This is a genomic window from Lutibacter sp., from assembly GCF_013041805.1.
Classification (GTDB): Bacteria; Bacteroidota; Bacteroidia; order Flavobacteriales; family Flavobacteriaceae; genus Lutibacter.
On sequence record NZ_JABDRI010000094.1, the window covers coordinates 1 to 13578 of the forward strand.

Below are 13578 nucleotides of genomic sequence, written 5' to 3' on the forward strand. Positions count from 1 at the left end.
GTTGCAGGAAGTTGTTGCCCATTAAATATGCCATTCCAGCCATTTCCTTCAGGGTTAATTTGAGTAATTAATTTTCCAAACCTATCAAAAATATAGATATTAGAATTTGGGTAAAAAATTTCATTAACACCAAGAACTTTCCAAGTATCATTAAAACCGTCGTTATTAGGAGTAAAGAATTTAGGAAATCCAATAACGGAGATATCAATTGTTTGAATACCACACTTATTTTTATCACGAATAGAGAGTGTATATATACCTGGGATTAGATTTTCAAAAAAAGGTTCATCTTGAAAGAAGGAATTGAATCCATCAGCTTTTTTGAGAGAAAATTCATAATCACCAATCCCTAAATTGGTGGTATCAATTGCAATAGAATTATTTTCAGAATCATCAACAACGGTAATATCGTTTTGAGTAATAGTTGCAATACTAGATGCTTCAATAGCAATAGTTTGCGGAAAAGAAGTACATCCATCAGCAGAAGTTGCTATAACCGAATAGTTTCCTGCACTTGAAATTACAGCGTTAAATTGATTGCTAATGGAGTTATTATTCTCATCGGTCCATAGGTAGGTGTAGGCATCTAAGGCATCAAATGTTTGAACGGTAATAGGTGGTAAGTTTAAACAATAGATGGCACTTTGATCTAAGAAGAACTGCGGTTTAGGATTGACAATAATTTCAAAGGTATTTTCAGCAACACAAGTTGTATTTAATTCATTTTCAACAAGTACACGAATGGTTTGCGATTCAGAAAAGAACGGGTTTGGAAGTGGACTAGGTAAAGTGTTTCCGTTTTCATCAAAGTAGGAAACAATCATTCCAGTTTGTCCGTTTAAAACAGCATCTTGAATAGTTGAGGTATCAAAATCAATAAATCCATCAAAATCGTCATCGCATAGAATTAAATCAGGAACTAGATTAGCTACCGGTTTTTTATCTACAATAAATTCTAGTGTAGTTTCATCAAAACAAGCTCCTGAAGGAACATTTGTGTTGTTATTAGTAACTCTAATAGTAATGGTTTGGCTATTGATAGAAAAAGGATTAGGAAGCGGACTTGGTAAAGGGTTTCCATTTTCATCAAAGTAAGATACAGTAACATTGGTTTGTCCATTTAACAGATCACTTTCAATGGTAGTTATATCGAAAGGGAAAAAACCATCAAAATCATCATCACATTGTCTATTGATACTTACGGGGTTTGCAATTGGAAGCGCTTCAACACGTAAGGTAATTACGTGACTCAGTCCTAGACAAGCATTTACATCATCGCTATCAATTCGGGCATAAATTTTCTGTTCCCAAGGATCAGAATTTTTATAATTCGACACATCAGCAATTGCATTGGTTTCAGCTAAAGCATCATCTAAATTTTCAAAAAAGGAAATGCGAACAAGTTGCGAAGAAAACACAGGTTTACTATCAATTAATTGCTGTTGCGCATTGCTAAAGTCAAAGAAAGTTCTACCATCCTGATTATTTGAAGGCGTATCTTCACAGGCATAATAATCTAAATGAAAACTAGCAGGAATTTGAGTGGCTCCCACTTTTAAAAGTATTTTAGCAAAGCGTTCACAACCATTTATAGTTGAAATTTTCACAAAAACCTCACTATTCACCACTGTAGGATTAGGATAAGCAAAAGGATCTGCAATTAATTGAGTATAAGCAGCATCAGCATAAAATTCAAAAGTTTCGTGTTGATAATTTGCAGAAATTAGTTCGTTGGCTTCATTTAAATTAAAAAAGCTAAACCCGTCATTCGCTAAATTATCGTCACATTGTTCAAGAAGAACTTCAGTATTTAATAGAATAGGTAAAGGGTTAACTTTTAATTCAAACGAAATATCTGTAAAGCAATTAGTATCAAGGTTATTAGCCATTCTTACATAAATTGGTTGACCGCCTGAAATTGTATTTGTAAATGTTGATGGATTGTCAATTTTATTCACATATCCTGAGTCGGTAAAATAAGTTGTTGTAAAATTTGAATTCGATTTCCCATTTAATAGAATTGAAATAGTTGAAGTTAAATCAACTTCAGCAAAACCATTGGTATCATCTCCATCATCAGCATCATCGCAGATATTCATTGGTGGAATTTCAGAAGTAAGAAGTGGTATAACCGTTTCAAAAACGGTAATAGTTATTGCCAATCTATTAGCACTTTCACAACCATTTAGAGTTTGGGAGGCGTAATAAATTGTATTATTTGTTAGTTTATTGTTGGTATCTAAAGGGATTCCACCAGAAGGAGCATTGTACCATAAAATGGAAGTTCCTGAAATTGAGATGTCATTTAAAGTTTTATTTTCAATATCACAAAAAGTTTGATTTTGATTTGTTGTAGTGGGTGTATTTGTTTGAAATACAGTAGCAGTAACAGAAGTTCTATGAGTTGTACTACAGCCATTTTCAGTAGCATCAACATAATAAGTTGTAGTTGTTGTTACTATTGGACTAAAACTACTCCCTGAACTAATTGGTATTCCTCCTGTTGAATTTGAATACCAATTGATAGTACCTGAAGAGGCATTTGCGGTTAAGTTTGCTGTTCCACCATTACAAATTTCAGTTGGAGATACTGTTGTTATCGTGGGAATATTATTGATAGTTGCAACTACAGGAACTCTTTCTCCAAAATCACAAAATCCATCGGATGAAGCTAGCGCATAATAGGTTTTACTTGCTGATATTGCCGGAGTACTAAAAGATGTGCCAGAACCTAATTGACTTCCACCAACTAATGAATCAAACCACAAAACCGTTCCTCCTAATGTAGCTGTAGCCGATAGTGTCACTGAGCCTGGACCACAATTTGAACCATTTTGAGGATTTATTATTTCAGTTTCTGAAACTGAAATTTGGCTACTTGCAGAAATATTTAATGTTGGATCTCCAGCCATACCACCATACTCAACAATATATCCTTTCGGTTGATAATCTCCAAATGATCCTCCTACGTTACTTAAATCATTCCAGGAACCAGTAATCCCTACTCCAGGTGCCGTTATATGCGCATAATCTTCATTTCCCAAATTATTTGGTTCGTTATTATTCCAAAAAGAAAACACGCCAGCAGGACTAGAACCATTTATTGAACCATTCCAAAAAGTCATTCCGTTCTCAGGACCTGTTACCCATTTCCAAACTCCTTCAGTTGTAGCATCACTACCTCCAATCCATCCAGCTCCTGCCGCTTGTTCACCTGAAAGCTGAGCTTCTTCAATTGATGTAATAGTGGCTAAATAACCTTGTAAACCGTAATAATCTTTTCCTTCAGCTGCACTTTTTGCAGCTGTCCAAGTAATTCCAATATCTTCAACATATTCATAATAATGGTCGGTTGATGGAAGATAATTTGCCTCATCCACTGTAAAAGAAAAATATTTTTCTCCAGAAATTGAGACCGAATTGCTATAAAAAGTAACATCTTTTACTGCATCAATCAAATCTAAATAGGTAGTTGTTGATGTAGTTAAAGAGCTTAAGGCTAATTTACCTTCGGAAGCACTCCACGTTGTTGTAACATTTGGATGCGAGCCTATTAAGGCTAAAATATCTTCACCCTGTTTATAATTTTCTGAAATTTGAATAAAAACGGCTTCAATTTGTTCACTTCCAGGTATTATATTAAAATCAGTAACGATATTAATTTCTGAAAGAGGGCAATAGTTTTGATTTCCAATGGCTGCAATAGTTGGAGGAGTTTGAGACCAACTATAATTTGAAAGTAGTAAAATAACTAAGCTTGCATAAAACAATTTGTAATTAATCGAACTCATTTTAAGTCTTAGTCTAATTTTAAAATTGAAGGCAAATATACAAAACTTAGTTTTTGATATTTTATGTAAAATTTGTTGAGTATTAAATATTTTGATTGGCTTTAACTTATGTTTTAATCCGGAGTAATTTTCACCTTAATTTCTGGTGCTTCAACTAAATGGAATGTTGCAGAAGCAAACTTAATTTCACCATTTGTTTTTTCAACTTCTGTTAAAATTTGAGTAAACAATTCAGATTTTATAAACCGTCTTTTTCTAAAATTCACAACATATCTTAATGTAAATTCAACCCAATTATCAGTTGCAATTATAGATATCATTGGTTCGCTTTGTGCATTTTCAAGCATAAATTTTTTTTGTAATAAATTCCATTGCTGTTGAGATTTGTCGGTTAGGTCTCCAACGGTTTTTTTTGCAATCTCTACAAATAATACTTTTGCTTTTGCGTAATTACTACCATATTGTATTGGTATTTTAATTTCATCCCATAAAAAAGGGAAATCACCTGAATAATTAAAAACGGGTTCTTTAAAAACAAAACTATTCGCAATTAAAACAATTCTACCATTGTATAAATCTCCATCTACCCATTGTCCAACTTCCATTATTGTAGTTCGTAATATACCAATATCCATGACGTCACCTTTTATACCTCCTAATTGTACTCTATCCCCTGTTTTGTAAAATCCGCCAAATAAGATAGCCAGCCAGCCAGCAAACGAAGCAATTATTTCTTGTAAAGCAAAAGCGATACCAGCTCCGGCTACACCTAGTGCAATTGTTAGCCCACCTAATTTATCACTATATACAATTGTTATAATTAGTATAGAGAAAAGATATCCTGCAAATGATGAAATTTTTTTTGTTTTATATCTTTGGTTGCTGTCTTTAAGTTTTGAAATGAAATTACGTTGAACGGCTTTTATTACAATCCAAATAATTAAAATACCAAATAAAATGATTGCAATTTTCCCAATTGTTGGATCAGATAATATTTTTTTTAATTGTTCCATAATTTCATGTTAAAATGAAAGGAATATTGTATACTAAATATACGAAATATATTTAACTGATATAAAGAATATTAAATTAAAGCTAAGGAAATTTAATAATAATTAAAAGCCAAAAAAACTATGGTAACACCGACAGCAAATAAGATCAAAACAATTAGTTGTTTTTTGCGCTCTTTAATGGCTTCTTCTTTAATTTTATTTTTAAGAAGTTTTAATTCAGAGTTTGACACTTTTGGAAAATCATATTCAGGTTTTGATAATTTTTTCTTAGAAAAGTTTGTCTCTCTATTATTTCCTTTAAATTTATTTCTGCGAGAAACTTTTAAGGCTGCATTTTGCCTTATCCTGTTCATCATGTCCGTCATATGACCTCCAGCACTCATTTTTAAACAAGGTTTTAAATGAACTAACCCTAGTTAAAGGGGTAGTTTACACAATAAATTAAAGTAGTATTTTTTTATTCTTCTTTATCTTCAGTTAATTCCGAATGATCTTCCTTTTTAGGTTCAATAATGTCTTCACCTTTTAAATAATTAGGTAATTGCATACCTGCCATATTAAACATTTCTTGTAATGGAGGTACCGCTTTGTACATTCCAGAAATAAAGTTTGAGGTAGACGTTTTCCCATCTTTTCCGCCACCATTTTCCCAAACGGTAACTTTATCAATTTTAATATTTTTAATAGCTTCAGCTTGCGTTTTTACCAATTCAGGTAGCTTATCAGCAATTAATAGCAATGCTGCATTTTGAGCGTCGTCTCCAGAAGCTTTTACAATTGCATCTAAACCTTGCGCTTGTTTTGTTAATACTTCAAAAATACCTTTTGCTTCGGCTTCTTTTTTCATAAAAATTGCATCAGCTTCACCTTTTGCAATTCTCCTTATTTGTTCTGCTTCTGCTTCAGCATCAATTTCAATCTTACGCTTATCAATTTGGGCAGGAACAATTATATCAGCTCCTTGTTCAGCTTCTTTACGTTTTGCTCTAGCATCTTCTGCTATTTTTTCGGCGGCGTAAGCTTCTTCTAAAGCTTTTGCAGCTTGAACTTTTTCAGAGGCAATGGCAATTCTTTCCGCCTCAGCTTCTCGCGACCTTCTATCAGCATTTGAATTAGCAATTTGAACTTTAGCAGTGTTTTCTCCTTCAACAGCATTTGCATCTGCCGCAGCTACTTGAATACGTTGATCTTGTACTGCGTTTGCCGCACCAATAGATCCATCTCTATCTTTTTGAGCTACAGAAACTTTTGCTTCATTAATGGCTTTTGCAGCTGCCTCTTTACCTAAAGCCTGAATATAACCTGATTCATCATGAATATCGGTGATATTTACGTTGATTAATTTTAAACCTACTTTTTTTAATTCGGCTTCCACACTATGTGTAATATGTGATAAAAATTGGTCTCTGTCGGAATTAATTTCTTCAATATCCATAGAAGCAACAACTAAACGTAATTGCCCAAAAATAATTTCTTGTGCTAATTCCTGAACCGCATCTAAATTTAAACCTAACAAACGTTCAGCGGCATTTTGCATAACACTTGGCTCGGTTGAAATACCAATGGTAAATCTTGAAGGAACATTTACACGTATATTTTGTTTACTTAAGGCATTTGTTAAATTGACCTCAATGGACATTGGTGTTAAATCTAGAAACTCATAATCTTGAATAATAGGCCAAATAAATGATGCCCCACCATGAATACATTTTGCAGATTTTCCACCACCGGTTTTTCCATAAACAACTAAAATTCTATCAGAAGGACAACGCTTGTATCTTCTAATCATAGAAAAGAAGAATACAACAACAATAAAAATAACAGCTCCAATTAAATATACAGTGGTTGCTGCAGACTGCAGTGGTAATAATAATGACAATAAATTCATAGTTTTTTTATTTAGTTAATTTTTTTACAAGTAATATTTCAGCACTTACAATTTCTATCACTTGCACCATGCTGCCAGTTTCTAAATCTTCAGTTTCATCGGTTATAGCTTCTAATTCACGTAAGCTACCTTGCACTTTAATTTGTACTTTCCCCATTTTTGAACGGTTTGCACCAATTGGTAAATAAACTTCACCAATAACGCCAACTGCATTTTTTATTTTTAAAGTTCCAGATTCGGCTAATTTATGCATCCAATAAAATAATGATGATGTTAAAACCATCATTAGTAAACCAGCTAGAGTAGAAATTATAATTGTTGTAGAAGTTGATATCCCATTATCAATGCACGCAATTCCACTCCAACCAAAAATAGTAAAAAAGGCTACTATATTTTTAAAGGTAAAAAATTGAAATCCAACGCCACCATCATCAGCTTCAAAATCTGAAGCGTCAGCTTCCATATCAGCATCTCCACCACCAATAAATGTTAACAAAAATATTACAAGAAAAACTGCAGAACCAACCAAGGCTATAATCCAATAGGTTTGTTCGAGGGATGACATTTCGGCAAAAAATTCCTTCATAGGTTTTCAATTTTAGTTAATATCGAATATACTATTATTCATTCAATTTAGGAAAAAAATAAGCGTTATTTTGAGCGATACTCTTAAAAGCGAGTTGATTTATATTTTATGAGTAGTTAAATTGTGTAAAATGTTACGATGTTGCATAATATTTCGTTTAAATTTGCATTTTTAAATCAATAAAAATTATGACAAATAAAATTGAAGTTAGTTGGAAAGGTGAAATGCTTTTTGAATCTGTGGCTCCTGAAGGAACCGTGATGATTGATGCTGATGAAGCAGTTGGCGGACAAGGAAAAGGATTACGTCCAAAGGCAATGATGTTAACATCATTAGGAGGTTGTACCGCTATGGATGTTGCTTCATTATTAAAAAAAATGAGAGCTGAAGTTGATGATTTTAAAGTTGAAATTGAAGCTAATTTAACAGATGAACACCCAAAATATTATGATAAAGTACACGTGATTTATCGTTTTTTTGGAAGCGATTTTAAAAAGGATAAAATTGAAAAATCGGTAAATCTTTCTGTTGAACGTTATTGTGGTGTTTTTGAAATGTTTCGCCAGTTTTCTAATATTTCTCATGAAATAGTTTACATGGAGCAATAAAATAATTTGCTTACTTTTGAGGAAAAAGCACTGCTATGCGTTGGAAATTAAAACCAGAAACAAATCCTCAAATAACTATAAAATTAGCCAAGGAGTTAGGAGTTGAAAACACAATTGCTAAATTACTAGTGCATCGTGGAATAGAAACTTATGAACAAGCCAAAGCTTTTTTTAGGCCAAATTTAACAGATTTGCACAATCCATATTTAATGAAAGATATGGATAAAGCGGTTGAACGAATCGAGAAAGGAATTTCTGAAGGTGAAAAGATTCTTGTTTACGGCGATTATGATGTTGATGGTACAACTTCAGTTTCACTACTTTCCTCATATTTAAAAACTTTTTATCCCAATATTGCGACCTATATTCCTGATAGATATAGTGAAGGGTATGGTATTTCTTTTCAAGGAATTGACTTTGCTGAAGACAATGAAATTACATTAATTATAGCCCTAGATTGTGGTATAAAAGCCATTGATAAGGTAGCATATGCCAAAGAAAAGGGCATCGATTTTATTATTTGTGATCATCATAGACCTAGCGATACAATTCCGAATGCTGTTGCAGTTTTAGACCCAAAACGTTCAGATTGTGAATATCCGTACAAAGAATTGTGTGGTTGCGGCGTTGGCTTCAAATTGGTGCAAGCACTAGCAAGTAACCAAGAACAAACCATAGATGATTTGGTTCCCTATTTAGATTTGGTAGCTACGGCAATTGCAGCAGATATTGTTCCCATTACTGGTGAGAACAGAATTTTAGCATACTTTGGATTGCAAGTTATTAATCAAAATCCAAGAACTGGGATTAAAGCGATGATTGAGCAAGTTAAAAGAGATAAATTCACTATTACTGATGTTGTTTTTATAATTGCTCCTAGAATTAATGCTGCAGGAAGAATTAAACACGGAAATTATGCAGTAGAATTACTAACTGAAATGGATTTTGACACTGCAGTAAAATTTGCTTTAGAAATTGAACAAAATAATATAGATAGAAAAACATTAGATAAAACAATAACAAATGAAGCACTACAACAAATTATTGAAAATAATGAGGAACAAACATTTTCAACGGTTGTATATGCTGAAAATTGGCATAAAGGTGTTATCGGTATTGTGGCTTCTAGACTAATTGAAACGTATTATAAACCAACATTAGTTTTTACAAAAAGTGGAGATAAATTGGCCGCATCTGCGCGTTCAGTAAAAGGATTTGATGTATACAATGCTTTAGAACAATGTTCTGAATTTATAGAGCAATTTGGTGGGCATAAATATGCTGCAGGCTTAACGTTAAAAGAAGAGAATTATCAAAATTTTAAATTGAAGTTTGAAGAAGTCGTAAGGAATACTTTACCTGAAGAATTAAGAACTCCAGAAATTTCTGTAGATGCTGAAATTAATTTAGAGGAAGTTACTCCTAAATTCTATAGAATATTAAAGCAATTAGAACCTTTTGGGCCTCAAAATATGAAGCCTGTATTTGTAGCTAGTGCTTTGCGAGATAACGGTTACGGTAAAAAGGTTGGAGCAGATGAGTCTCATTTAAAATTGAATATTTTTCAAGGTACCGATCAAAAAACATACAACGCTATTGGTTTTGGTTTAGGCGCAAAAGAAGAAGTTGTAAAAAAAGGCAACTTGTTTAAAGCTACCTTTTGTTTAGATGAAAATCATTGGAATGGAAATACTTCCATTCAATTATTGTTAAAAGATATTCAAGAGGAATAAAAATTATTATGGTTACGATTATTTATATTATTGTTCCTTAATTAAATACATGTAAATAGGATAATGATCACTGTAACCGCCAATAAAATTACTACCAGCGAAACTTCGGTACGGATACCTTTTAAATTTGCCAGTTTGGGTAGTTAAGTATTGGGGATTAAAAATATTTACTTTATACATTTTGTAGGTTGAATAATCCTTTTTTGTAGTTAATAAAGGAGAAGTAAACATAATTTGATCAAACAAATTAATGTTATCTCTGTAAACCAATGTGTTTTGTCCACGTCTGAACATATCTTCAGTTGGATTGTAGATATCACCTTCTTTTACATTCGCTTTTATAGCTTTTGTTTTTAATACATTTTTTACACTTGAATTTGTTGGGTCATCATTTAAATCGCCCATAATAATCACTTTTGGATTGGGATCACTTAATTTTATTTTTTCAATAATTTGGGTATTTAAATAAGCTGCTTTTTCTCGTGACGATCTACTTTTTTCTTCACCACCTCTTCTAGATGGCCAGTGATTAACAATTACATGAATTAATTCATCATCTAAATAACCAGAAACTAATAATTGATCTCTTGTATAAATTCTCATACCATTTTCATCCCATAATTTTAACTCAAAAGTTTCGTGGTGTGTTGGTTTAAAATAGCTAGATTGATACAATAATGCAACATCTATACCTCTTAAATCTGGTGAATCATAATGGATAATACTATATTGTTTGTCTTTCAAGTAAGAGGTATTAATTAAATCTTCTAAAACGGTAAGATTTTCAACTTCAGCCACACCCAAAATTATAGGACTATTTTTAGCTTCTTTTGTGCCAAGTTCTGAAAGAACTTTAGCCATATTGTTTAATTTTTGTTTGTATACACTACTTCTGTTTTCTTTTATCTCCATGATAGGGCTTGCCTCATCATTTTTAGTTGGATCGTTAATGGTGTCAAAAAGGTTTTCCAAATTGTAAAAAGCAATGGTTTTAATTTGGAAATTTTTCTGACTGAAAAGAAGGTTTGTTGAAATTAAAAATAAAATTAATAGTGAAAAACGTTTCATAACTTGAAAATTTGAAGATGTAAAGTTACTAACAAAATTTAAGCCAAAGAGTATTTAGTTAATTTTTAAATTGAGGTAGCACTAACTAAAATTTGTATATCTATATTAATTTATTATTTTTAATAAAAAATTGCAAATGAAAAGAATGGTTATTATCACTTTTCTATGGCTCTGCTGTGGAATAAGTGCAACTTCACAAATAATAACTTCATTACAAGGAAAAGTATTTGAAGCTTCCAAAGAAAACCCTTTAAAAGGTGTTTTAATTACAATTAAAAATACAGCTATTGTTACTGAAACAAGTATAAATGGTTATTTTTTCATTCAAAATATCCCAACTGGAAATCAGGTTTTAGTTATTAGTATTGAAGGCTTTGAAACTCAAAAAATAATAATTTTAATTCAAAAAAACGAAAAGATAGATTTAGGAGTTATTTACTTATATCCTTTGATTGAAGAAATTCTTGAAACTAGTATTGTTTTTTTATCGGATGATGATTTATTAGGCGACGGAGACAGAAGTTCTGATAATATTGCTGGGTTATTTCAGTCTTCAAAAGACACTTATTTAAAAGCAGCAGCATTTAATTTTGGTCAGGTATGGTATAAAGTTCGTGGTTATGACTCTAGGTATGGAACCATTTCTATCAATGGAATTCAAATGAATAAATTATATGATGGAAGACCCCAATGGAGTGATTGGGGAGGATTGAATGATGCTTTTAGAAATCAGGATTTTACAAATGGTTTAGCACCTTCAGAAATAACATTTGGAGGCGTTTTAGGAACAACTAATTTTAATACAAGAGCATCTGATTATCAAGAAGTTTCAAAAATATCATTGTCTGCAACTAATAGAAGTTATACAGGTAGGATTATGGCAACGTACGCTAGTGGAATGAACAAAAATAATTGGGCTTTTGTTGTTTCAGGCTCAAGGAGAATGGCAGATGAAGGCTATGTAGATGGAACATCATACAATGCATGGGCTGCATTTTTAGCGGCTGAAAAGAAACTAAATAACAATCATAGTTTAAATGTAACGGCATTTGTTGCGCCAAATAGAAGAGGTAAATCATCACCTAACACACAAGAAGTTTTCGATTTAAAAGGATACAAATACAACGCCTATTGGGGAATGCAAGAAGGTGATAAAAGAAACTCTAGAATAAAAGAGATTGTAGAGCCAGTTGTTATGTTAAGTCATTTTTACAAAAAAGAAAATACTACGTTACAAACAACTTTAGCATATCAATTTGGGCATATTGGGAATAGTAGGTTAGGCTTTTTTAATGCACAAAACCCAGATCCAACTTATTGGAAATATTTACCAAGTGGTTATTTGCGTTTTGAAGATAATTTAGATTATGCAAATGCCTATTTAGCTGAGCAAGAGTTTTTAGAAAATGGTCAATTAGATTGGAATGAACTATATGAGGTAAATGTGAATAATGGCAATTCGTTGTATTATTTATATGAAGATCGTGTTGATGATTCTCAAATTATGTTCAATTCAACTGTAAATTCTATTTTAAGTTCAACTATAAATTTAAATGCAGGTGTTTCCTTCCAAAATTTATCCTCAGAAAATTATGCAAATATGTTGGATTTATTAGGAGGAAGTGGCTTTGAAGATTTAGATCAGTATGCTGAAGGTGAAGCGCAACAAAATGATTTAAATAACCTTGATAGATTTGTAGGTGTAGGTGATAAATTTCAATACAATTATACTATTAATGCAACTACTATTAGCGGTTTTGCTCAATTACAATTTACAAAGCCTAAGTTAGATTACTTTATTGGTATGAATGTTAAAAACACCGCTTATCAACGTGACGGTTTATATAAAAACGGAACATATTCTACAAATTCGTTTGGCAAAAGCGAAAAAGTATCTTTCACAGATTATAGTGTAAAAGGTGGTTTCACCTATAAATTTACGGGTCGCCATTTGGTAAACATAAACACAGCATTTGTTTCAAATGCTCCTACAATTCGAAATTCTTTTTCAAATTCAAGAGTTAACAATGCTATTACACCAGATTTAACGAGTGAAAAAATAATCACGTGTGATGTAAGTTATCTTTTGAGATTACCAAAAATTCAAGCAAGAGTTTCTGCATATTATACCAAATTTAGTGATGCAATAGAAACGTCATTCTTTTTTGCGGAAGGATTATTAGGTGACCAAGCCGATTTTGTCAATGAAATTATTACTGGAGTGAGTAAGAAGAATATCGGGACTGAATTAAGCATTGAATATCAGGCTACACCAACTATTAAGTTGTTAGGTGCTGTAGGATTTGGGCAATTTACATACAATAACAACCCACAATTATATCTTCAGTCTGAAAGTTTCACGGATGAGAATAGTGATTTTGGAACGGCTTATTTAAAAGGTTATCATCTTTCTGGAACACCTCAAAGAGCTTATTCATTAGGTTTTGAATATCGAGATCCAAATTTTTGGTGGTTTCAAATTAACACAAATTTAGTATCAAATAACTATGTAGACATTTCTCCATTATTAAGAACCGACAACTTTTATACAGATGCAGATGGTGTTCCTTTTATAGATGATGAAACAGGTGTTGAAGTTACTCAAGAACAAGTGAACTCATTATTAATTCAAGAAAAATTTGACGATGCTTTTTTAGTGAATCTAGTTGGTGGAAAATCCTGGTTAATCAATGGTAATTATGCTGGTTTTTTTCTAGGAATTAATAATGTTTTAGGTGAACTATTTAAAACAGGAGGTTTTGAGCAATCTAGAAATGCAAATTATCCTGAGCTAAAACAAGATAGGCAATTAAAAAAACCAATTTTTGGTTCAAAATATTGGTACGGAAATAACACTTCATTTTATCTAAACGTATATGTAAGATTTTAAA

9 protein-coding genes are annotated in these 13578 nt (G+C 32.0%); 3 read left to right on the top strand and 6 right to left on the bottom strand.

All coding sequences use genetic code 11. The annotated features are described in order from the left end of the window. The 5 genes from HKP59_RS11185 to HKP59_RS11205 form a co-directional block, all read right to left on the bottom strand. Positions 1 to 3791, bottom strand: a 3791-nt coding sequence (locus HKP59_RS11185; RefSeq protein WP_291806861.1) for a T9SS type B sorting domain-containing protein, incomplete at its 3' end; no start/stop codon positions are given. Positions 3792 to 3904: 113 nt separating this feature from the next. Further along, positions 3905 to 4804, bottom strand: coding sequence for a mechanosensitive ion channel family protein (locus HKP59_RS11190; protein ID WP_291806863.1), 900 nt, complete (start codon positions 4802 to 4804; stop codon positions 3905 to 3907). A 92-nt stretch (positions 4805 to 4896) separates the two neighbouring features. Next, positions 4897 to 5187 carry a hypothetical protein gene (locus HKP59_RS11195; RefSeq protein WP_291806865.1) on the bottom strand — a complete coding sequence of 97 codons (291 nt, stop codon included), beginning with the start codon at positions 5185 to 5187 and terminating at the stop codon, positions 4897 to 4899. 74 nt (positions 5188 to 5261) lie between these two features. Continuing rightward, a complete protein-coding gene (locus HKP59_RS11200; RefSeq protein WP_291806867.1) occupies positions 5262 to 6692 on the bottom strand; it encodes a flotillin family protein in 1431 nt (476 codons plus the stop codon). Between the two features lie 7 nt (positions 6693 to 6699). Beyond that, the gene (locus HKP59_RS11205; RefSeq protein ID WP_291806870.1) at positions 6700 to 7278 is read right to left on the bottom strand and encodes a hypothetical protein; all 579 of its coding nucleotides are present in this window, start codon (positions 7276 to 7278) and stop codon (positions 6700 to 6702) included. 188 nt (positions 7279 to 7466) lie between these two features. Here HKP59_RS11205 and HKP59_RS11210 point away from each other — a divergent pair, with 188 nt between their 5' ends. Together HKP59_RS11210 and recJ are read left to right on the top strand one after the other, a co-directional pair. Next, entirely contained in the window at positions 7467 to 7886 is a 420-nt protein-coding gene (locus tag HKP59_RS11210) for an OsmC family protein (RefSeq protein ID WP_291806871.1), read from the top strand. Positions 7887 to 7921: 35 nt separating this feature from the next. Beyond that, positions 7922 to 9619 carry a single-stranded-DNA-specific exonuclease RecJ gene (recJ, locus tag HKP59_RS11215; protein WP_291806875.1) on the top strand — a complete coding sequence of 566 codons (1698 nt, stop codon included), beginning with the start codon at positions 7922 to 7924 and terminating at the stop codon, positions 9617 to 9619. 27 nt (positions 9620 to 9646) lie between these two features. On the opposite strand, the gene HKP59_RS11220 is transcribed toward recJ, so the two are convergent. Next, complete coding sequence (locus tag HKP59_RS11220; protein WP_291806878.1) at positions 9647 to 10687, bottom strand: endonuclease/exonuclease/phosphatase family protein; 1041 nt, start codon at positions 10685 to 10687, stop codon at positions 9647 to 9649. Between the two features lie 136 nt (positions 10688 to 10823). Here HKP59_RS11220 and HKP59_RS11225 point away from each other — a divergent pair, with 136 nt between their 5' ends. After that, positions 10824 to 13577 (top strand): TonB-dependent receptor, encoded by a 2754-nt coding sequence (locus tag HKP59_RS11225; protein WP_291806881.1) that lies wholly within the window; start codon positions 10824 to 10826, stop codon positions 13575 to 13577. Position 13578: the final 1 nt, after the last annotated feature.